Origin of the sequence: Xanthomonas sp. NCPPB 2586 (genome assembly GCF_041475775.2) — a bacterium.
GTDB lineage: Bacteria > Pseudomonadota > Gammaproteobacteria > Xanthomonadales > Xanthomonadaceae > Xanthomonas > Xanthomonas campestris.
Genome location: NZ_CM192981.1, coordinates 4,542,364 through 4,562,933, shown reverse-complemented (window position 1 = coordinate 4,562,933; position 20,570 = coordinate 4,542,364). Strand labels below are relative to the sequence as shown.

Here is a 20,570-nt window from a genome sequence, read left to right as displayed (position 1 = left end):
TGAAAACAACAACGGGCCCACTGGGCCCGTTGTTGTTAGCCACCCGCGTGCAACGGATTGCGTTGCACGTAGCGCGCTCCTTTAGAGACGCGTGTCATCGGTGCGGCGCACCGAGCCATCGTGACGATCCGAATCAAAGGCCTCGCGCACGGCATGCTTGGCTTTTTCCCAGCTCAGGCGCGAATCGGCCTTGAAGCGGTCCCAGCCGTCGCCCAGGTCGCGCTCCAGATGGTCATCCCATTGGCGGCCGGCATGTTGCTGGCGCGCCTGCATGCCATAGCGGTACGCAGGGCGATAGTCATCGTAGGAATAATCGGCTTCGCGGTACCCCACGCTGTCGAAGCGGCTCTGGTAGTGGTTGTCGTTGTCGCGATACACGGTGTGGGTGCGATCCGCACGGTCCCAGGCATCACGCGCGGCCAAGCGGGCTTCGTCCCACTCCAGACGCGATTCACCACGGTTGCGCGGCCATTCGCCTGCCAGCGTGGCTTCGGTCTCTTCCCAGGTGCTGGTGGGGCGGGTTTCGCGCGCCTGCAGGCCGAATCCGTAAACGGTGGCGTAGTCGCGATCGTAGTCGGTGCCTTCCTTGTAGTAAGGGCGGTTGCGATGTTCCTGGCGCCAGTATTCGGCCTCCACCGTTGGGTCTAGCCGCTCGGCCACGCCCTTGCCGGCGGCAGCGCCAGCCACCACACCTGCCGCGGCGCCGATCAGCGTGCCCAGCGGGCCAAACACCGTGCCCGCCAGCGCGCCTGCGGCCGCACCACCGGCAATGCCGCCCACGCCCACGCCCACCGGATGGGAGCCGGGCGTACCGGAGATCGGGTCGCGGTTGAGGTCCTGTGCTTCTGCCTTGCGTTCCTGCTTGTCGTAGCTGGTCATGTCGCCTCCGGGTTGCTTCAAGGGCGCGTCCTGATACAGCAGGTCCGCGAATGTGGCGTCACGATGGCGTCGCAGGAGTGAAACGTGTGTGCGTGGATGTGAGTGCGGCCACGACATGACTGAACTGTGCACCTGCAGCGACGGATGAGTTCGTCGCGTTCGCGCGCGCAATGAAAAAGGGCCGCTTGCGCGGCCCTCGCTCACCCCTTGATGCACCACCTGGCGCAGCGTGTGCAGCACTTCCACCAGGTCCTGCTGCGCAGCCATCACGGCCTCGATCGACTTGTACGCCGCCGGCGATTCGTCGATGACCGCCGCATCCTTGCGGCATTCCACATGCGCAGTGGCTTCGCGGTGCTGCGCCAGCGTGATCTGTTGACGCGCGGCGGTCCGGCTCATCAGCCGGCCCGCACCATGGCTGCAGCTGTGGAAGCTCTCCGCGTTGCCGAGCCCGCGCACGATGTAGCTGCGCGTGCCCATGCTGCCGGGAATGATGCCCAACTCGCCGGTGCGCGCACTGACTGCGCCCTTGCGGGTGATCAACAGTTCCTCGCCACCGTGGGTTTCCTTCTGCACGTAGTTGTGATGACAGTTCACCGCCAGCTTTTCCAGCTGGAACTTCGGCAGGCGGTGGCGCATTTCCGCCAGTACCCGCGCCATCATCGCCTCGCGGTTTTCGCGGGCGTAATCCTGCGCCCACGACACCGCTTCCACGTACTCATCGAACAACGGCTCGCCTTGCATGAAGAATGCGAGGTCCTTGTCGGGCAAATGAAAGCCCAGCACGCGGTGGGCCAGTTGCTGACGCGCCCGCTCGATGAAATAGGTGCCGATCAGGTTGCCGGTGCCACGCGAGCCGCTGTGCAGCATCACCCAGACCGCATCGGTTTCGTCCAGGCAGATCTCGATGAAGTGATTGCCACCGCCCAACGTGCCGATCTGGCACTCCAGCTTGTCGGTACGGATGCGCCGATGGGTCTGCTTGATCGCTTCCAGGCGCGGCACCAGCCCGGACTGTGCAATGCGCGTGGCGATGCTGTCCGGAAGGTTACGGTGTTCGCCACCACGGCCATTGCCCACCGGCACGCTGCGCTCGATGCTGGAGCGCAGCTGGGCCAGGTTGTCGGGCAAATCGTTGGCACGCAGCGTGGTGCGCACTGCGGCCATGCCACAGCCGATGTCCACCCCGACCGCGGCCGGGATGATGGCGCCGCGGGTCGGGATCACCGAGCCCACGGTTGCACCCTTGCCCAGGTGCACGTCGGGCATCACCGCCACCCACGGCCCAACAAAGGGCACGGCGGCGATGTTGCGCAGCTGTGCATGCGCCTGTTCTTCCAGCGGCACGCCGCGCACCCAGCCCTTGATCGGCGTGGAGGTGCCTTCGGCATGCAGAAATTCATAGGTGTGTGTGTTCATTGTTCTCATTCCTTTGGGGCCGTGCGCGGCGGATCCGTCCACCGCACACGGCGATCATCAGCGCAGCGTCACCAGCTGCTTCAGCACGCCATCCAGGCCGCCGAACACGGTGAGCGTGTCGATCTTTTCGGTGACCTTTTCCAAGGCCTCCAGTTCCTTCAACCGCATCAGCACGCTGCTTTCCTCGATCAACTTTGCAGTGTTGAGCAGTGAACGCGTGGCATTGGCTTCTTCGCGTCGGCGGATCACATTGGCTTGCGCCTGCTTCTCTGCCTGCACCACGGCATTGAGGATGGCGCGCATCTCGCCGGGCAGGATCACGTCCTTGACGCCCACGCCCAGCACCTCGATGCCGAAGCCGTGCACGCTGCTACGCACATGCGCCACGATGTCGGCGTCCAGCGATGCCTTGTCGCCCAGCAACTCGTCCAGCGTCTTGCTGGCCACCGCACGGCGCAGCCCGTATTGCAGTTCGCGATACAGCAAATCACCGGCCTTGGCCACGCGGGTGCGCATCGCCACCGCATCGGTGATGCGCATGCTGGCAGCCAGGTTGACCCGCAACGACACCTTGTCGCGGGTCAGCAGCTCCTGGCCGGAGACTTCAACCGATTGCACACGCAGGTCGACCACTTCGGTCACCACAGTGTTCTGGAAATTCCAGAACGCATACGCCCCGGGTGGCAGCGGTGGTGCGAGCGTGCCATCCACCGAGACCAGGCCGACCGAATCGGCCGGCACCTCAACGCAGCTCGCCACCTTCGACAGTGTGCCGAGCTGGCGCAGCCGGCGCTGCACATCCGTTGGCACCTGCAGCCCATCGCTGAGCGGCAGCACGTGCACGGACACGGGGGTGGCCCCACGCCAGTACAGCGTGCGCGAACCCGGCGGCAGTACGCCGTCGAGGACGCCGTTGCGCAGCAGCAGGCCGACCTGGTGCGCACCGATGTCGGCGAGCACGCAGTGCGTCTCCAGCTGCGGGCCCAGCGCCTCGATCAGCCGCTCGGCCTCGGCCCCTACCGGGGCGCCATTGCCCACCGCATGCAGCGTGATGGTCAGGCGATGCAACGGGTCGAACAGGCGATAAACGCCGGGCATGAGCAGGCGCGCAAAGCGCCGGTCGCGATACACCAGGCCGCGGTCGCCGTCACCGATCACGACCTTCTTGGTCCAGAACATGGCATGTCTCCTTGGGTTGGCTCTGGTGATCCGATCCGGGCACACACGCACGCCTCGTTCCCCGGATCGGAACCGGGACGAAGCCATTGCCGACGCAACGCGGCGCAAGCAAGAAAAAGAAGGAAACGCCCGTGACAGCGCGGTGGCGGAGCACGGTGGGCTGGCGCTGCCGCCGCACCGCGCATGACCAACACGGCGAACCGCACGGCCAGGCGCACTGCAGGGAAGGCAGCGTCAGGCCACAGGCCCGGCGACAGCGCCGCTGTCTGGTGGCCGCGCACGGGTGTGCGCTTACACCAGGCAAGGGCATTTCCTGGGGTTGGGACATGCGTCCCGTGGTGCATGACGTGAAAGGTCATGGTGGAGCGGGATTCGAACCCGCGACTCACGGAGGTGACTCCGCTGCTCTACCCAACTGAGCTATCCAGTGGTGGATGTGCCGGAATCGAACCGACCCTGTGGCTGACGCCACCGCTCCCACCAGGAGCCGACATCCGATGTCAGAAACTGCATCGGGGTTTCCGGTATATGCCACGGCACGCCGCGCACACCAGCTGGAATAAACTCCAGACCGCTGGAAACCGTTCTGCCTCGTTTCTGATTACCGTTCTTTAGGAACGATAATCCATGTGTACGCATGATCGTCTGCCGCCCGTGCCCGACACCTGGGCACAGCGCTTGCGCGCCTCGCAGCACTGCAACTTCCGTGTTGCCGGGCGTTCCCTGCCCGGGTGTCTTCGGCGATCAGCCGCACGAACCTGTTGAGCGAACGCATAACGAAAAACGCCCACGGATGCAGCATCCGAGGGCGTTCGCAAGCCTCGGAGATCGGGTGACCGATCTCCTGTGGCTGAAGATCAATCGAAGGTGTGCATCCGCGCTGCCAGCACGGCGACACGCGTCTGCGGAACGCGGTTGGCGCGTTGCAGTCGGTCCTGTTTGCTGGGGAGATGAATGGTCATCTGCGCGGGAATCCAAAAAGTGCAGGGCGTACCTGCCGAGGGCGCGAACATTACCCGTGTTGTTTTTATTGTGCAAGGACTTTATGCAAAAAAATAATCGAGCCGATTATCTCCGGGCATCATCGGAGGTTATCCAGTGCGGCCGCGACCTGGGCCAGATCCTCACGCAGCAGCGCGCGTGTGGCGGTGCGCTCGGGCTCACGCATGCGCAGGATGGCGGACGGGTGCCAGCTTGCCAGCGCAGTGGTGCGGCCATCCAGCGCGCGCCATTGCCCGCGTTCGGTGGTCAATCGAAACGCGTTACCGAACAGGGTTTGCGCCGCCATCGCGCCCAGCGCCAGCACAATGCGTGGGCGTACCCGCAACAGTTCGGCGGCCAACCATGGCCGGCACGCGGCCTGTTCGCCGGCAGTGGCGCGCTGATGCAGCCGGCGTTTGCCGCGCGGGACGAACTTGAAATGCTTGACCGTGTTGGTGACGTAGGCCATCGCCGGATCCAGGCCCGCGTCGGCCATCAGCGTGCCCAGCAACTGGCCGGCCGGGCCCACGAACGGGCGGCCCTGCTGGTCTTCCTGGTCCCCGGGCTGTTCGCCAATGATCATCAACGGCGCGCGGGCAGGGCCGGCGCCAAATACAACCTGAGTGGCCGGCTTCCAGAGATCGCAGCGACGGCAGTCCTGTGCCTGCGCTCGCAGCGCGGTCAAGGTGCCGCTGGGCACGGTGTCCACCGGTTTGGCCAATGGAGTGGTGGGCGCAGAAGGGATGCGGTGCGCAGGCATGGGCAGCGGCAAGGCAAGCGGGTAGCCGACGCTAGGCGCGGCCCGCCGAGACGCCGTGAATCACGCAGTGGTATGTGCGGGCATGCTCACTGGGTGGCGACGGTGCGCATGCGTGTTTGGCCATTGATGCAACGGCGACCTCGGCAGGCGTGCGAGAGACGCGCTGAGCGCGCGCTCAACGCAGCCCAATCGCGACAGCTGGTCGCACTGTGAGCAACGCGTCGCGGTGCCGCTTGAATGCATGCACCAGTACGCATCAACGGTTTGTAGGCGACTAAGCACGCAGTCGCGCAGGGATACCCGTGGCGCACCACAGCGGCAATGGCGCACGCACTCCAGCGTGCCGACAAGGAATCACCCGCCGTCCCGCAAACTCAGTGGCCGTGCGAGCCCAGCGTGCGTGCGCCGGTGAGGATCATGCGCAGCATCTGCGAGATCTGTTCGACCAGCTCGGGATCTTTCTCCGGCGGCAGGTCCATCGCCGTGGCGCCCATCGCAAACACCAGCCGGGTGATCGCCTTGGAGACCAGCGCCGGCGCATGCAGCGTGGCGCCATCGGCAGCGGCCAGGCGGATCAGGTCCACGCGCAGCTCGTCTTCGAAATAGCTGAGCTCGCGTTCCACCGCCTGCTTGAAGGCATCCGAGCCCACCGCACCCTCGCGCAGCAGCACATGCAGCAGCTTGTCGTCGGCGCGCAGCTGTTCCATGAAGGTTTCCACCGACACCCGGATCACGCTGCGGTCGGTGGAGGTCGCCCGCCGCCGTGCCTGGCCGATGATGGTGCGCAGCGAGCGCCCGGCCAGATCGATCAGCGCCACGGCGAGCTCGTCCATGTCGCGGAACTGGCGGTAGAAGCTGTTCGGCGCGATGCCGGCCTCACGGGCCACTTCGCGCAGGCTCAGCGTGGACAGGCTGCGGTGCGGGCCAATCAATGACAACGCCGCGGCGATCAGGTCCTCGCGTGAAATCGCCGGCTTGCGTGACGGCGGCGCGTCGTGGGATGGCAGGGCGATGGAGGTCATGAGGCAGCAGCCGGGCGTGGGCCTGAATCATAGCCCCTCTGGTCGATATACAACTGTATACACGTCTGTGCATGCGTGCGTATAGTGCACCCCATGAACTCGGCTCCTGCTCGCATGCCCAAGTCCCCGCTGCCCACGCGCCTGGCGCGCCGGCTGGTGTCGCCCCAGCTGTTCGACTTCTGGGCGACCCGGATCAACCCGTTGTGGACCCTGGAGCGCCCGATGGCGCGGCTGGTCGCACGCACGCCAGCCAGCCGGGATGCAGTGACCTTGCTGTTCCAGCCCAATGGGCATTGGCAGGGCCTGCAGGCCGGCCAGCACGTCAGCATCGGCGTGGAAATCGACGGCCGCCGCCTGCTGCGCAGCTACAGCCCCACGGTGCTGGCCGACGGCCGCCTGGCGATCACCGTCAAGGCGATCACCGGCGGGCTGGTCAGCACGTATCTGGCCGGTGAGGCGCCGCTGGGTGCGGTGGTCTCGCTGGATCCGGCCTTCGGCGACATGCTGCTGCCCACAACGCCCGCACCTCTGTTGCTGTTGGCAGCTGGCAGCGGCATCACGCCGATGCGCGCGCTGCTGCAGGCCGCCGCTGCGGCAGGCATGCCGATGGACGTGGACCTGCTGTATTGGGTGCGCCAGCGCGACGAGGCCTGCTTTCTGGACGAATTCGAAGCGCTGGCGGCCGCGCATCCACGCCTGCGCGCGCAACTGCTCACCACCCGCGAAGGCGCCGCACCTGCGCCGCGGATCGACAGCTTCCCGCTGGAGCAGGTCACCGCCCTGCAGGACCGGCATGTGATGGCCTGCGGGCCGGGCGGTTTCGTGCAGGCCGCGCGCGCGCGCTTGCAGGACCGTGTTGCCCGATTCCAGGCCGAAGCCTTCAGCGTGCCGGTACTGGACGACGGCGAAGCCGGCCAAGTGCAGGTCCAGCTGTCACGCAGCGGCCGTACGCTGACCCTTTCGCGCGGCCAGTCGCTGCTGGAAGGGCTGGAAGCCCAGGGCCTGCGTCCCAAACACGGCTGCCGCATGGGCATCTGCAACAGCTGCGCGTGTGCGCGCCAGTCCGGCACCACGCGGCACCTGCTGACCGGCGAGCGCAGCAGCGAACCCACCGCACAGGTACGCCTGTGCATCAGCGCCGCCAGCACCGACCTGATCCTGGATCTGTAAGGAACCCTCATGAGCCGAGTCCATAACCGCGCCCTGTCCGCCGCCGAATTGCAGTCCTTCGGCGACGAGCTCGATGCCGTCCGTGCCCGCGTGCTGACCCAGGTCGGCGCCGCCGACGCGCGCTACATCCGCCGCATCGTCGCGGCCGTGCGCTGGACCGGCGTGGCCGGCCGGGCGCTGCTGTTCCTGGGCGCCTTCGTACACAGCGTGTTGATCCCGGCGTGGATCGTCGGCGTGGTGCTGCTGACCCTGTCCAAGATCCTGGAGAACATGGAGTTGGGCCACAACGTCATGCACGGCCAGTACGACTGGATGGGCGACCCGCAGCTCAACGGCAACACCTACGAGTGGGACATCGTTGCCACCGGCGACAACTGGCGCAAGACCCACAACTTCAAGCACCACACCTATACCAACGTGCGTGGCATGGATGACGACATCGGCTACGGCCTGTTGCGCATCTTCCCCGAGCAGCGCTGGCGCCCGTTCTACCTGCTGCAGCCGTTCATCGCGGTGGTGTTCGCGCTGCTGTTCGAATGGGGCGTGGCGATCCAGGACCTGCGCCTGGGCCGCTGGTTCGCCGGCAAGATGAAGGCCGCCGAATTGCGCGCGTCGTTCCTGCCGGTCGGCCGCAAGATGGGCCGCCAGATGCTCAAGGACTACATCGTGTTTCCGTTGCTGGCCGGCCCGTTCTTCCTGACCGTGCTGCTGGGCAACCTGGCCGCGAACATGCTGCGCAGCATCTGGACCTTCGTGATCATCTTCTGCGGCCACTTCACCGCCGATGCGGAAGTGTTCCCGAAAGAATCGATCCGCAACGAGTCGCGTGGTCACTGGTATCTGCGTCAGCTGCGTGGTTCGTCCAACCTTACCGGCGGCAAGCTGATGAATGTGCTGTCGGGCAACTTGAGCCATCAAATCGAACACCACTTCTATCCCGACCTGCCGGCCAATCGCTATGCGCAGATCGCGGTCGAAGTGAAGCAGATCTGCGCGCGCTACGGCCAGCACTACAACACCGGCTCGCTGCCGCGTCAGTTCGGCCAGGTGATGTGGCGGATCGTGCGGCACGCCTTCCCGAGCCGCCCGGCACCGGTACGCCAGAGCGACGGCGCACTGCAACGCGCCTGAGGCTTGCGACCTGATGCAGATGATCGGCCTGTCGCGCGTGCGGCAGGCCGATCATGTTTGTGGGGTGCGCAACTGTTTGGCTGACCGTATTGAGGAGCAGCTGCGCTCGTTGGCACGTACAACAGAAACAGGTGTGGCAGGGCTCGCGCCATCGCTGTCGGCTTTGCTTGGAACCGCGATGTGATGCGATGTCGCCGGGACGGAAGGGCGGTTGCGTTGGAGTGCATGCGGTAATGCGTAACAACTGTTGCGTCGCTATTTCAGCGCGCAGCATGTCCGCTGATCGCGACCTAACGATCCAACGATCCAACGATCCAACTAGCCGAATAGCCGAATAGCCGATTAGCGCTACAGCGATCAGCCAGTCCGCTGCAGTGCATTGCGGTAGGCGATGAATCCGCCGCCGGCAATGCGCGCGCGAACAGCCAGCCCTGCGCCGTCACCGTCATCTGGTGACTGGCTGGAAGCGACGGCGTGATGGGTATGGCGAGGCACGAACCGATGCTTGCGGAGCGCATGCAAGTGCATGAGACGCACGCGATAGCTTTGCAGCGCACAGCCTGCCGCTGATTGGCGAGCCAATGAACCAATGAACCAACGACCCACTGAGCAGGTCGGCGATCCTACGCTCAGCCAGTCCGCCGCAGCGCATTGCGGTAGGCGATGAACCCCGCAGCCGGCAAGGCGCGCGAGAACAGCCAGCCCTGCGCCAGGTCCACGCCGTGGGCGCGCAGATAATCCAGTTGCTCCTGCCGCTCCACGCCTTCGGCGATGGTGCGCAACTGCAGGGTCTTGGCCATTTCGATGATGTGCGAGGTCACCGCGCTGGTGGCCGAGTGCGTGCCGATGGTGTCCACGAAGGATTTGTCGATCTTCAACGCGTCCAGCGGCAACCCCTGCAGGTATTGCAGGCTCGAATAGCCGGTGCCGAAGTCGTCGATGGACACGGTGTGGCCGGCGCCGCGCAGATGCATGATCGTGGTGCGCGCCGCATCGATATCCATGAGGCTGCGCTCGGTCGCTTCTACCCACAGTTGCCCGCTGTCCACGCCGGTGCCGGCCAATGCATCGGCCAGCACGCTCTGCACGCGGCCGCTCTTGATATCGCCGGCCGAGACATTGATGGCCACGTGCAGGGAGCGGTCGGCCGCCAGCATCGGGCCGAGGTCGCGGATGACTTCGGCCACCACCAGGTCGGTGATCGGCAGGATCAACCCACTGTGCTCGGCCAACGGGATGAAGTCATCCGGCGGCACCAGCGCGCCGCCGGGCTGCTGCCAGCGCACCAGGGCTTCGGCGCCCACGCAGTCCCCGCTGTCCAGCGCGATGATCGGTTGGTAGTGCACCACGAACTCGCCACGCTGCACGGCGATCTCCAGCCGCGCCAGCGGGGACAGGCGCCGCCGCGACACCCACACCACCGCGCCCACCAGCAACAGCGCCACCAGGATGCCGACCGGCAGCAGCTGCAGGCGCAAGGCCGCCAGCGGCCCGCGCAGATAGGCGGCCGGCTCGGTGACCACGGCCACCCAATCGCCGCGCCGCGCCCGCCCGGACAGCACTTCCGAGGCCGGTGCGGCATGCGAGGTGGCCGCCAGCGCCTGCCCCTGCAGCAACTGTTCGGCGGCGGTGCCGGTGCTGCTGAGGATCTGCCCGGCCGGCGTGCCGATCGCCAACTGCAGGCCGGGTGGGACGTTGATGTCGGTGAGCGTGGAGGGGTTGATCAGAACGTTGTAGTCGCCCAGGTGCAGGGCCATCACCGGGTGCTGCGGGCTGGCCAGCGGGAGCAGGCGGGTGGTTACGGCGATCCCGCGCGCGACCGTGAAGTCCGCAGGCGTCTGTGGCACTGCCGCGTCCAGCGTGCCCCACGAGGTGCAGCGCAGCTGACCTTGCTGGAAATGGCCGAGTTCAACGATGTGGTGGCTGCTCAGCACCAGCGCGCGCATCTGCGCCAGGTGCGCGGGCGAACAGGAGGGCAGCGTCGATGCGGCCATGCTCAGCAGCGCGCCATGCGCCTCGTCGAAGGCGGTGTCGGTGCGGCGGATCGACAATTCGGCCAGCCTGCTCAACTCGGCCTGCTCGCGCGTGAGCGCCAACCGCCACGCCAGGTAATACGACACGCCGGTGGGAAGCGCCGCACACAGCAGGGCAAGCAGCACGGTGACGCTGATGATGCGGTGCCGCTTCACTTCAGATCCTGACATGGGTGGCCAGCATTGCCGGCTGGCCGATGGCAGGGTGGGCAGCCGCGCACGGCGCGCTCGAGAGTGGTCTGCGCTGTGGCGTATGTTCGGCCACGCAGCACCGCCGCATGGGGACGGAGATGGCGGGCGGCGGTGACAGATGAGGCTGCACGTCACGAATGTACGACACACACGTGCATTGCGGGCAGCGTTTCGGCGAAGCGGTCGCGTTTTTATGCTCGCGGCCGCTTGTGTCGGTGTTGAAAGGTCCGGCCCTGTTAGGTTCACGCACCCGCGTCGGGGCAGCGGGTAGGGTCAGGTCGTCGGCAGTGCTGCACTGATCCGACACCTCGGCGCCATGCTGGCGCCCTCGATGGAGAACGACCCATGACCCAACAGAAAGAACGCGTCGGCGGCACCGATGCAGTGCCGATCTTCAAGATGCAGGAGGCCACCCGCGACGGCGAGGTGACCAAGTACGTGGTGGGCGACACCGGCGTCGCCTTCGACAGCCTGGAGGGCGCGCAGGCCGCCGCCAAGGACCTGGGCACCCTCAACAACTAGCGGTGCCGCGCTACGGGAGCGGCTGCTCGGTCAGCCGCCCCGTATGCGGGGTGTGGATCAGCGGCGCCAGATCGAAGCCCTGCTCGCGTGCATGGGCCAGATAGGTCTGCGCGATGTTTTCGTCCAGCTGCGGCAAGCGCGCCAGCAGCCACAGGTATTTGCGATCCGGGCTGCCAACCAGCGCAGCGGTGTAGTCGCTATCGATGCGCATCACCCAGTAGTCGCCTTTGGTGAAGGGAATCCAGCGCAAGCCTTCCGGCAAAAAGGTGACTTCAAGGCGTGCGCCCGTTTCATCGATCGCGCGTGCCTGCCCAACCGCTTCCTCGAGCTCGCCCTTGGCGGTGAAGCAGCGGTTCTGCACGCGGATGCCGCCGTCGGCGTCCAGCGAATAATGCGCAGATACATCGGTGCAATCGGCATCCTCGAAACGGATCGGCAGGCGGGCGATCTCGTACCAGGTGCCGAGATAACGGCTCAGGTCCAATGATGCGACGGTGGACAGGTCGGGATGTCGGCTCATGGCGGCCTCTGTGCAGTGGGATCGCCGCAGTTGTACGCGCACCGCCATGAATCGGGTGTCGGCATGTGGTGCGGGGTGGCGTTACGCGCTGGTTGTGGGCTCCTGCGATTGACCACAGCGGGCTGTTTCGAGCAGGCGCCGCGCAGTGCGCGTGCCGAGCAGATTAACGCAGCCAGGTGCAACGCAGGCGTGCGGCCACGCAGCGCACGGCACACGCAGTGTGTTGATCGAGCAGCGCAGAGCAGCCTGGCGACACACCCAGCGGCGTCACCGCAGTGGCCACGCGTCTTTCCTTCACCACGAACCCGCATGCGTCTGCCGCCGGTCGCGTTGCCAGAGCCATCCATCAAGACACGTCATGCGGCGCTGGAGGTATCGAGAGCGCGGTCGAGTTTGCGGTAGCCGATGGCTTCGGTGAGGTGACGGGTGGCGATGTCGGCGCTGTCGTCGAGATCGGCGATGGTGCGCGAAACGCGCAGGATGCGGTGCATCGACCGTGCGGACAGCTGCAGATGTTCGATGGCGCGTTCCAGCAGCAGCTGATCGTCATTGCCCAACCGGCAGTGGCGGTCAGTGGCGGCCTGGTCCAGGCGGGCATTGGGCACCTGTGCACGTGCCTGCTGGCGTTCGCGTGCGGCGGCAACGCGTGCACGCACGCTGGCACTGTCCTCGCCGGTCGCACCGCTGCGCAGTGCCTGCGGCGGCAGGCGCGGCACGTCGACGTGCAGGTCGATGCGATCCAGCAGCGGCCCGGAGATGCGGCTGCGATACCGGCGGATGGCGTCACCACTGCAGCGGCATCGCCCGCTGGCGTCGCCGGCCCAGCCGCACGGGCAGGGATTCATTGCGGCGACCAACTGGAACCGCGCCGGGAAGTCCATGCTGCGCGCGGCCCGCGAGATGGTGACCACGCCGGACTCCAGTGGCTCGCGCAGCACTTCCAGGGTCTGCCGCTGCCATTCGGGTAGCTCGTCCAGGAACAGTACCCCGTTGTGCGCCAATGAGATCTCACCCGGGCGCGGATGGGTGCCACCGCCCACCAGCGCCACCGCGCTGGCGGTATGGTGCGGGGCGCGATAAGGACGTTGCCGCCAGCGCGCCAGGTCCAGGCCGCGTCCGCTGATGGAGGTGATGGCGGCGGTTTCCAGCGCCTCGGCCTCGCTGGCGTCCGGCAACAGACTGGGCAGGCGCGAGGCCAGCAAGGTCTTGCCGCAGCCAGGGCTGCCGACCAGCAACAGGTGATGGCCGCCGGCCGCGGCGATCTCCAGCGCCCGGCGCGCATGCGGTTGCCCGCGCACGTCGGCCATGTCCGGTAGCGCGCGGGCGCCGAGCGCCACGATCGCCAGTTCGGCGGGCGGTGGCGGCTGGGTGCCGTTAAGTGCGGCGCACACTTCCAGCAAGGTGCGCGCGGTAAAGGCTTGCACGTGTCCGGCAATCGCCGCCTCGGCGCCGTTGGCCAGCGGCACGATCAGGCGCCGCCCGGCCTGCGCGGCGGCCAGGGCCGCAGGCAGCACCCCATCGATGCCGCGCAGCTCGCCGGTGAGGGCCAGCTCGCCGAGGAATTCGTAGTCGGCCAGGGCCTGGCGGTCGATCTGCCCGCTGGCCGCAAGGATGCCGAGCGCGATCGGCAGGTCGAAGCGGCCGCCGTCCTTGGGCAGATCCGCCGGCGCCAGGTTGATGGTGATGCGGCGTGCGGGGAATTCGAACTGTGCGCACAGCAAGGCGGCACGGACCCGTTCGCGTGACTCGCGCACCGCGGCCTCGGGCAGGCCCACGATCTGGGTGGAAGGCAGGCCGCCGGAGAGATGCACTTCCACCCGGACTTCAGGCGCGTGCACTCCCACGCGGGCACGGCTGTGCACCAGTGCCAGACTCATGGGGGCGGCCTTGGGTCAGGGGGTTGGAGAGGTGGGCGGCGCGGTGCCGCTGCGCGCTTCCAGCGCCGCGACCGTCTGCTCCAGCGCGTCGAGTTTTTCGCGTGTGCGCAGCAGCACCGCGCGCTGCACATCGAACTCTTCGCGGGTGACCAGGTCCAGCTTGCCCAGGCCAGCCTGCAGCGCGCCCTTGAAGGTGCTCTGCAGTTCTTCGCGCGACTGGCGCAGGCCCGGCGGCACCAGGTCGCTGAGGCGGCGGGCAAGGTCGTCGAGTTGATTGAAATCGATCATGGCAGTTCTCCGCAGGTCCGTAGGAAGCCTAGTGCAGGCCGGACATACGGGACATCGGCAGGGCAGTCGGCAGGTGGTAAGGATAGTCCCATTCGGCTGTCGGCCGTGGCGGCCCCTGCCATCGGGTGGGATGAGTGTTGCGGCGGTCCACGGTATGCTGCGCGCCCGTCATTCCTGGGACTTGCCCCCGATGAAAATGATCATGGCCATCGTCAAACCGTTCAAGCTGGACGATGTGCGCGAAGCACTCGCCGGCTGCGGCGTCGCGGGCATCACGGTGACCGAGGTCAAGGGATTCGGGCGCCAGAAGGGCCACACCGAGTTGTATCGCGGCGCCGAATACGTGGTCGACTTCCTGCCCAAGGTGAAACTCGAAGTGGCGGTGACCGACGACCAGGCCGAGCAGGTGGTGGAAGCCATCGTCAAGGCGGCCGGCACCGGCAAGATCGGCGACGGCAAGGTGTTCGTCTACGACCTGGGCAGCGTGGTGCGCATCCGCACCGGCGAACTGGACGGCGACGCGCTGTAAGGCACGTTCGTCCGTGGGATGCATGACACGCTCCCAGGTAGTGCTTGGTGCTGGAGGCGCTGGTGGACCTCGCCACGACGTGATCGACGGCGCTGCCATGCACGCATGCACGTGCATCTGGATGTGGTCGTCGGCGGAAGACCGCAGTAACCCGACTTACTACGGGCACAGACTTATCGCAGTCCGCAGTCCGCAGTCCGCAGTCCGCAGTCCACGGCCAATCCTGTGGATCCCACCAGCCTGCGATCAACAACGCACCGCAAGCCCACCCCTGCCGGGTCTCAGGCAGCGCCACCCTTCAGTCGCCGATACAGCCGCTTCCAGCCGTTACGCACGCTGCGCACCCAGCCCGGTTCGGCAGTGAGCGCGGCTTCGGCGTCGCTGGGCGCGATGCCGACCAGGCGCCGACGCATCTTCTGGAAGTTCGCCACATCGCTGCGCTGCAGCTGCCGCGACAGCGTGCTGCGGCGTAACCAGCGCGGGAACCGCCACGCCGAGGTGAAATCGATCAGCACCGGCACTCCGGCGCTGACCACCACGTTAGTGCCATGCAGGTCGTTATGGGTGATGCCCACCGCATGCAGGCGGCGCAAGGCGTGCTGCAGCTGCTGGAAGACTTCCTGCCCCACCACCGCGCTGGCGCTGAGCGTGTCGCCGGGAATGAACTCCATGCCCAGCGCCAGGCCGCCCAAGGTGCCGAGCAAGGCCGGTGCATGCTTCCAGCCCTGCAGGCGCCGCAGCATGTTGGCCTCGTGGCGCACCATCAGCCGCGCGATCGGCGCCAGCAGGGTGCGCCGGTAGCGGCTGTAGTCCTTGACCACCGCCAGCTGCCCATCCAGATGGGTGCGGTAGACGGTGGGCTCGAGCAGGCGGGTGCCTTGCTTGAGCAGCACGGGGGTGGCGAGGGTCAGGCTGGCGGTATCCAGCGCTTGGTAGTGCATGACGGCTCTCCGGACCCTGGGGGCGCGGGAGTGGTCACGCGTCTGCAGGTCCACGGTGATCGCAAGGATCGGGACCGACTAATTTTAGAACTTTCAAGTTCTGAAATTAGATTTGTTAAAAAAATGAAATGTTCCGGAGGTGGAACGCTTCGCCAGATCAGTCACTTGGGCGATCGTGCCGGGGCAGGCGGTTGCTGGAGGTAAATGCCGAGGTGGCGCAGCACAACGGCTATGTTGAGACGAGGCACGGCTGACAGCCCGGAAGGACCAGGCATCGCGCCTCAACCGTCCATCGGAAACCGGTCACTTAACGTCTTGACCGCGCATGAGACTCCAGGCACTGTGCCGCTGCGGTCAGGGGGCTGCATCACTCGCGCGCGTGCCAAGGCGTGCGCGCCGCGTGCCATACGGTGATGTGGGGAACGCCTCCCGCTACTGACGGCAACTGCGCCACTTCCGGACGCCGTTGGGCCATGCCTGCGCGCGCAAGGATGCGGAAGACGATGGAGTTCCACACATGGGGATGCGATGAAAAGGACCGCAACACTGCTGTTGGCCTGCACGGCGCTTGGCGTCACGGCACAGGCCTCGGCGCAATCGTTATCGCGCGGCTGGGACAGCTACCGCCAGCAGCAAAAGCAGCAGGCCGGTACGCAGGGGGCGGAGGCGCCTGCCTCAAGTACGCAGCAAACACGCGTCACGTCGCCGCAGTCTGCCGATGCGAGCGGGACCGCCAGCGATGGAATGACTACCGCCACTGCGCCGTACCCGGTCGTGGACACGACACCAGCACCAGCGTATGCACCACCGCCACCACGCCAGGAAGAACAACGCCTGAAGAGTGGCGCGTTTATCGGTGTGCAGGGCGGCCAGGGCAAGGTGTACGAAAGCATCGACCAGGACATGCTTGGCCTCAACGCCGGTTATCGGTGGCGGGCAGGTCCGGTGACGTTGATCGGCCTCGAGGCCGCAGTTGGAAAGCTGGCCCGTATCAGTGATCACGACGGCTACTACGTTCCTAGCGTGGAATTCGGCAGTCTGGGCGGCATGGCGCGCTTCAACTTCGGCGACAGCCCACTGTTTGCCGTCGTGCGGCTGGGATACTGGTCGGCTAATTCACAAGGCGACTCGAACGAGCGCGTTTCCGGCGGCTATGCCGGTGCGGGCGTTGGCGTCGACCTCGGCCGGCACGCGAGCTTGAGCGTGCTCTATACGAACTATGTGTACGCCAACGATTACTACTACTCGGATGAAGACATCACCATCAATCGCGCAGAAGTGCTGAACGTTGGTGCCGAAGTGCGCTTCTGATCAGACGCGCGTCGGAACTGCAGATGTGGCAACGGGGCGGATGACAACATCCGCCCCGTTCTCGTTTCACACGACGCCGGCAAGCGCGTACTCCACTGCCGGCGTTTCTCACGCTTACTCGCCCAGCGCCTTGGCCACAAACGGCGGTGCCACCAGCACGCCGGTGTGCAGGTGCGCGGTGTAGTACAGCGTGTCGAAGCCCTTGGCCTGCGCGTCGGCCTGGCGGAAGGCGAAATCCGCGTTGGCCTGCTTGCTGGCCATGGTCACGCTCCACCAGCCGGTGGGGTAGCACGGCTGCGGGAACGGCAGGGTCTTGAACGACTGGAAGCCGGCCTTGCCCATTTCCGTGCGCATTTCCTTGATCAGGTCCAGCAGCGCCAGCGGCGATTCGGATTGCTGCACCAGGATGCCGTCGTCCTTGAGTGCCTTGAAGCAGCTCTCGTAGAAGGACTTGTTGAACAGGCCTTCGGCCGGGCCCACCGGGTCGGTGGAATCCACGATCACGATATCCACGCTGCCGGCCGGGCAATTGGCCATGTAGGCCACGCCGTCGTCGAACAGCAGCTCGGCGCGCGCATCGTCATTGGAATCGCACAGTTCGGGGAAGTACTTCTCCGACATGCGGGTGACCTGCTCGTCGATGTCGCACTGGGTGGCGCTTTCCACGCCGGGGTGCTTGAGCACCTCGCGCAGCGTGCCGCAGTCGCCGCCACCGATGATCACCACGCGCTTGGGTGCGGCATGGGTGAACAGCGCCGGGTGGCTGATCATCTCGTGATAGAAGAAGTTGTCGCGGCTGGTGAGCATCACCGCGCCGTCGATGATCATCAGCTTGCCCCAATCGGTGGTCTGGTAGATCTCGATCTTCTGGAACGGGGACTGCACCTCGTCCAGCTTGCCGCTGATGCGGTAGCCGATGGCCGAGCCGGTGGGCTGGAAGTGTTCGATGTACCAGTTGTCGTTGGTGCTCATGCGGACGTCCTAATCAAAAAGAAACGGGCTGTTCCTGCTCCCGGCGGGAGAAGGTGGCGCACGGCGCCAGGTGAGGGTCGGGGCGCAGCCTGGTGCAGCCATGCGGCTGACGGCCAGGTCCGAGCCCTCGTCAGCCCCGTTTCCATCGGGAACAGGGCGTCAGATCGGCGCGGATTGTAACGGACCCTCGGCATGCCAGGCGTTACAATTCACGCCCTTTTGCCCCAGCCGAGACAACGAAATGAGCGATTGGTCCCTCGACCAAGCCCGCAAGACCTACTCGATCCCGCATTGGGCCGATGGGTATTTCGATGTGAACGACGCCGGCCATGTGGTGGTCAGACCGACCGCCGACGGCCCTGCGGTGTCGCTGCCCGAAGTGGTGGATGCCGCGCGTGCGGCCGGCGCCAAGCTGCCGCTGCTGGTGCGCTTCCCGGACATCCTGGGCCAGCGCCTGGGCAAGCTGCAGGCGGCGTTCGCCCAGGCCCAGGCCGATTGGGACTACGCCGGTGGTTACACCGCGGTGTATCCGATCAAGGTCAACCAGCACCGCGGCGTGGCCGGCACGCTGGCCAGCCACCACGGCGAGGGCTTCGGCCTGGAAGCGGGCAGCAAGCCCGAGCTGATGGCGGTGCTGGCACTGTCGCGTCCGGGTGGGCTGATCGTCTGCAACGGCTACAAGGATCGCGAGTACATCCGCCTGGCGCTGATCGGGCGCAAGCTCGGCCTGCAGACCTTCATCGTCATCGAAAAGCCCTCCGAGCTGAACCTGGTGCTGGAAGAGGCGCGCGCGCTGGACGTCAAGCCGGGCCTGGGCGTGCGCATGCGGCTGGCGTCGCTGGGCGCGGGCAAGTGGCAGAACAGCGGTGGCGACAAGGCCAAGTTTGGGCTGTCGCCGCGCCAGGTGCTGGACCTGTGGAAGTCGCTGCGCGACACCGAATACGCCGACAGCCTGAACCTGCTGCATTTCCATATGGGCTCGCAGATTTCCAACGTGCGCGACATCGCCAACGGCATGCGCGAGGCCACCCGCTATTTCGTGGAGCTCTCGCGCCTGGGCGCGAAGATCAGCCATGTGGACGTGGGCGGCGGCCTGGGCATCGACTACGAAGGCACGCGTTCGCGCAGCTATTGCTCGATCAATTACGGCCTGCATTCGTATGCCAGCAACATCGTGCAGCCGCTGGCCAGTGCCTGCGAAGAGCACGGCCTGCCGCCGCCGCGCATCGTCACCGAATGCGGCCGCGCGATGACTGCGCACCACGCGGTGTTGATCGCCAACGTCTCGGAAGTGGAGCAGGCGCCGGAAGGCCGTGTGCCGGATGCGCACGACGACGAGCCGGCGGCGATCCGTCACCTGCGCGAGATCCACGACGAGCTCGATGTGCGCCCGGCGGTGGAACTGTTCCAGGAAGCGCAGCACTTCCATGCCGAAGGGCTGAGCGCCTACGCGCTGGGCCAGATCGACCTGACCCACCGTGCGCGCATCGACGACCTGTTCTACGCCATCGCCCACGGCGTGCGTGCGCGCCTGAGCTTCGACGAAAAGAGCCATCGCCCGGTGCTGGACGAGCTCAACGAGCGGCTGGTGGACAAATACTTCGTCAACTTCAGCGTGTTCGAATCGATTCCGGATGTGTGGGCGATCGATCAGGTCTTCCCGATCGTGCCGATCGAGCGCCTGAACGAGGCCCCGCAGCGGCGCGGCATCATCGCCGACATGACCTGCGATTCCGACGGCATGGTCAAGACCTACGTCGAGAACGAAAGCCTGGACAGCTCGCTGCCATTGCATGGCTTGAACCCCGGCGAGAGCTATCGCATTGGCTTCTTCCTGGTGGGTGCCTACCAGGAAATCCTGGGCGACATCCATAACCTGTTCGGCGACACCGATGCGGTGGAAGTTGCGGTGGATGGCACCGGCTACCGCATCGCGCAGCAGCGTCGCGGCGATACCACCGACGTGATGCTCGACTACGTGGGCTATCAGCTGGACACCCTGCGTGCCACCTATGCCGAACGTATCGCCGCGGCACAGCTGCCGCCCGAGCGCGCGCAGGAAGTGCACGACGCGCTGGAAGCCGGCCTGACCGGCTACACCTATCTGTCCGACGAACCGTTGGGCTGATGGGCAGCTGCGCTGCGGCCGGTGCCGCAGCGCAGTGGGGTAGTGTGCGCATGCCCTGCGATCGGGCGAGCGTAATGGCCAAGCTCCTTGGTACGTTCGGCGATGCATGAGCACGCTCGCGCCACGCGCGATGCGCACCCACCGCGTAAAGTGATCAGCGACGCACTTTCTTGTGCGTAACGCCTGCCACTGGCCGCACGCGCGTGGACGTAGGTGATCGCTGTGCGTTCGCGGAGGGTGCTACCCGCCAATGACAGTTCGACGACTCTCAGATGATCGTGCGAGTACACGTGATTGTTGTGAAAGCCTTCGTCGTTCTCGGACATCAGCGCTGGCTTCAAAGTGATTGGGTCCGCGGTGCAGTTATACCAATGGCGTCATGTGGAATGGTCTTGTCCGATGCCCGTCCGCTGCATGGTGATGGATGCGGATTTCGATGGCCTGCGCAGGCGTAGCTGCATGAATTCAGCTTGTTTTGCCTGCGTCGCGGCGCATTCCCTGTCGCGCAATTCGCGCGTGCAACGCATACGTCCAGAAGCTCGCTGAAATCACGTTTCTATAAAATATTTACGCAAGATGCGAAATTCGTGATTTTTGCACGGTTCATTTCTGTACTTAATTTTTACGGTCTATTTAACTTGCAGCGACGCAAGGGATGGTCTGATCAACGGCGTCGGAGGATGAGCCCAACTACATCGGCCAGGCTGACGGCGCTC

General features: G+C 65.8%; 17 protein-coding genes and 1 pseudogene. 7 read left to right on the top strand and 11 right to left on the bottom strand.

Going from position 1 to position 20,570, the window contains the following annotated elements; translation table 11 throughout:
• Positions 1-81: 81 nt before the first annotated feature.
• From ACCQ09_RS20070 to fabR, 5 genes and pseudogenes are all read right to left on the bottom strand, one after another.
• Entirely contained in the window at positions 82-879 is a 798-nt protein-coding gene (locus tag ACCQ09_RS20070) for a hypothetical protein (protein WP_040942403.1), read from the bottom strand.
• Positions 880-1,079: 200 nt separating this feature from the next.
• Positions 1,080-2,298 (bottom strand): annotated as a pseudogene (locus tag ACCQ09_RS20065) (RtcB family protein).
• A 57-nt stretch (positions 2,299-2,355) separates the two neighbouring features.
• Entirely contained in the window at positions 2,356-3,477 is a 1,122-nt protein-coding gene (locus tag ACCQ09_RS20060; protein WP_040941988.1) for a slipin family protein, read from the bottom strand.
• 1,081 nt (positions 3,478-4,558) lie between these two features.
• Complete coding sequence (locus ACCQ09_RS20055) at positions 4,559-5,218, bottom strand: UdgX family uracil-DNA binding protein (protein WP_040941987.1); 660 nt, start codon at positions 5,216-5,218, stop codon at positions 4,559-4,561.
• 374 nt (positions 5,219-5,592) lie between these two features.
• Positions 5,593-6,240: an HTH-type transcriptional repressor FabR gene (gene fabR / locus ACCQ09_RS20050; RefSeq protein WP_011038955.1), complete on the bottom strand. Its 648-nt coding sequence runs from the start codon at positions 6,238-6,240 to the stop codon at positions 5,593-5,595.
• Positions 6,241-6,333: 93 nt separating this feature from the next.
• Here fabR and ACCQ09_RS20045 point away from each other — a divergent pair, with 93 nt between their 5' ends.
• Genes ACCQ09_RS20045 through ACCQ09_RS20035 form a run of 3 tightly spaced genes read left to right on the top strand, consistent with a single transcriptional unit; the run spans position 6,334 to position 8,725 of the window.
• Positions 6,334-7,410, top strand: a complete 1,077-nt coding sequence (locus tag ACCQ09_RS20045) for a ferredoxin reductase (RefSeq protein ID WP_029629068.1) — start codon at positions 6,334-6,336, stop codon at positions 7,408-7,410.
• A 9-nt stretch (positions 7,411-7,419) separates the two neighbouring features.
• Positions 7,420-8,541 (top strand): fatty acid desaturase family protein, encoded by a 1,122-nt coding sequence (locus tag ACCQ09_RS20040; RefSeq protein ID WP_011038953.1) that lies wholly within the window; start codon positions 7,420-7,422, stop codon positions 8,539-8,541.
• 13 nt (positions 8,542-8,554) lie between these two features.
• A complete protein-coding gene (locus tag ACCQ09_RS20035; protein WP_154727132.1) occupies positions 8,555-8,725 on the top strand; it encodes a hypothetical protein in 171 nt (56 codons plus the stop codon).
• 445 nt (positions 8,726-9,170) lie between these two features.
• Here ACCQ09_RS20035 and ACCQ09_RS20030 read toward each other — a convergent pair whose 3' ends face one another.
• Positions 9,171-10,730, bottom strand: coding sequence for an EAL domain-containing protein (locus ACCQ09_RS20030; RefSeq protein WP_012439470.1), 1,560 nt, complete (start codon positions 10,728-10,730; stop codon positions 9,171-9,173).
• A gap of 381 nt (positions 10,731-11,111) precedes the next feature.
• Between ACCQ09_RS20030 and ACCQ09_RS20025 the strand changes: the two genes are divergently transcribed.
• On the top strand, positions 11,112-11,288 hold the full coding sequence (locus ACCQ09_RS20025) for a hypothetical protein (protein WP_012439469.1): 177 nt from the start codon (positions 11,112-11,114) through the stop codon (positions 11,286-11,288).
• 10 nt (positions 11,289-11,298) lie between these two features.
• On the opposite strand, the gene ACCQ09_RS20020 is transcribed toward ACCQ09_RS20025, so the two are convergent.
• The 3 genes from ACCQ09_RS20020 to ubiK form a co-directional block, all read right to left on the bottom strand.
• Positions 11,299-11,808, bottom strand: a complete 510-nt coding sequence (locus tag ACCQ09_RS20020; protein ID WP_019238055.1) for a lipocalin family protein — start codon at positions 11,806-11,808, stop codon at positions 11,299-11,301.
• 356 nt (positions 11,809-12,164) lie between these two features.
• Positions 12,165-13,685, bottom strand: a complete 1,521-nt coding sequence (locus ACCQ09_RS20015; RefSeq protein ID WP_040941986.1) for a YifB family Mg chelatase-like AAA ATPase — start codon at positions 13,683-13,685, stop codon at positions 12,165-12,167.
• A gap of 15 nt (positions 13,686-13,700) precedes the next feature.
• Entirely contained in the window at positions 13,701-13,973 is a 273-nt protein-coding gene (gene ubiK, locus ACCQ09_RS20010; RefSeq protein ID WP_040941985.1) for a ubiquinone biosynthesis accessory factor UbiK, read from the bottom strand.
• Between the two features lie 154 nt (positions 13,974-14,127).
• On the opposite strand from ubiK, the gene ACCQ09_RS20005 reads away from it, so the two are divergent.
• Positions 14,128-14,502: a P-II family nitrogen regulator gene (locus ACCQ09_RS20005; RefSeq protein WP_029217016.1), complete on the top strand. Its 375-nt coding sequence runs from the start codon at positions 14,128-14,130 to the stop codon at positions 14,500-14,502.
• 281 nt (positions 14,503-14,783) lie between these two features.
• Here the strand turns inward: ACCQ09_RS20005 and ACCQ09_RS20000 are convergent, their stop codons facing one another.
• Entirely contained in the window at positions 14,784-15,443 is a 660-nt protein-coding gene (locus ACCQ09_RS20000; RefSeq protein WP_040941984.1) for an RIO1 family regulatory kinase/ATPase domain-containing protein, read from the bottom strand.
• A gap of 528 nt (positions 15,444-15,971) precedes the next feature.
• Here ACCQ09_RS20000 and ACCQ09_RS19995 point away from each other — a divergent pair.
• Positions 15,972-16,754 carry a hypothetical protein gene (locus ACCQ09_RS19995; RefSeq protein WP_228428212.1) on the top strand — a complete coding sequence of 261 codons (783 nt, stop codon included), beginning with the start codon at positions 15,972-15,974 and terminating at the stop codon, positions 16,752-16,754.
• A 114-nt stretch (positions 16,755-16,868) separates the two neighbouring features.
• Here ACCQ09_RS19995 and speE read toward each other — a convergent pair whose 3' ends face one another.
• Entirely contained in the window at positions 16,869-17,726 is an 858-nt protein-coding gene (gene speE / locus ACCQ09_RS19990; RefSeq protein WP_011038944.1) for a polyamine aminopropyltransferase, read from the bottom strand.
• A 241-nt stretch (positions 17,727-17,967) separates the two neighbouring features.
• Between speE and speA the strand changes: the two genes are divergently transcribed.
• Positions 17,968-19,854: an arginine decarboxylase gene (speA, locus tag ACCQ09_RS19985; RefSeq protein WP_014506285.1), complete on the top strand. Its 1,887-nt coding sequence runs from the start codon at positions 17,968-17,970 to the stop codon at positions 19,852-19,854.
• Positions 19,855-20,570 lie beyond the last annotated feature (716 nt).

Excerpts from the sequence above, each read along its gene's own strand:
- ACCQ09_RS20005 (WP_029217016.1), top strand. The coding sequence starts at position 14,128 with ATGCTGCGCGCCCGTCATTCCTGGGACTTGCCCCCGATGAAAATGATC.
- ACCQ09_RS20060 (WP_040941988.1), bottom strand. The coding sequence starts at position 3,477 with ATGTTCTGGACCAAGAAGGTCGTGATCGGTGACGGCGACCGCGGCCTG.
- ACCQ09_RS20020 (WP_019238055.1), bottom strand. The coding sequence starts at position 11,808 with ATGAGCCGACATCCCGACCTGTCCACCGTCGCATCATTGGACCTGAGC.
- speE (WP_011038944.1), bottom strand. The coding sequence starts at position 17,726 with ATGAGCACCAACGACAACTGGTACATCGAACACTTCCAGCCCACCGGC.
- ACCQ09_RS19995 (WP_228428212.1), top strand. The coding sequence starts at position 15,972 with ATGAAAAGGACCGCAACACTGCTGTTGGCCTGCACGGCGCTTGGCGTC.
- ACCQ09_RS20055 (WP_040941987.1), bottom strand. The coding sequence starts at position 5,218 with ATGCCTGCGCACCGCATCCCTTCTGCGCCCACCACTCCATTGGCCAAA.
- ACCQ09_RS20070 (WP_040942403.1), bottom strand. The coding sequence starts at position 879 with ATGACCAGCTACGACAAGCAGGAACGCAAGGCAGAAGCACAGGACCTC.
- ACCQ09_RS20000 (WP_040941984.1), bottom strand. The coding sequence starts at position 15,443 with ATGCACTACCAAGCGCTGGATACCGCCAGCCTGACCCTCGCCACCCCC.
- ACCQ09_RS20045 (WP_029629068.1), top strand. The coding sequence starts at position 6,334 with ATGAACTCGGCTCCTGCTCGCATGCCCAAGTCCCCGCTGCCCACGCGC.
- ACCQ09_RS20035 (WP_154727132.1), top strand. The coding sequence starts at position 8,555 with ATGCAGATGATCGGCCTGTCGCGCGTGCGGCAGGCCGATCATGTTTGT.
- ACCQ09_RS20015 (WP_040941986.1), bottom strand. The coding sequence starts at position 13,685 with ATGAGTCTGGCACTGGTGCACAGCCGTGCCCGCGTGGGAGTGCACGCG.
- ubiK (WP_040941985.1), bottom strand. The coding sequence starts at position 13,973 with ATGATCGATTTCAATCAACTCGACGACCTTGCCCGCCGCCTCAGCGAC.
- ACCQ09_RS20040 (WP_011038953.1), top strand. The coding sequence starts at position 7,420 with ATGAGCCGAGTCCATAACCGCGCCCTGTCCGCCGCCGAATTGCAGTCC.
- fabR (WP_011038955.1), bottom strand. The coding sequence starts at position 6,240 with ATGACCTCCATCGCCCTGCCATCCCACGACGCGCCGCCGTCACGCAAG.
- speA (WP_014506285.1), top strand. The coding sequence starts at position 17,968 with ATGAGCGATTGGTCCCTCGACCAAGCCCGCAAGACCTACTCGATCCCG.
- ACCQ09_RS20025 (WP_012439469.1), top strand. The coding sequence starts at position 11,112 with ATGACCCAACAGAAAGAACGCGTCGGCGGCACCGATGCAGTGCCGATC.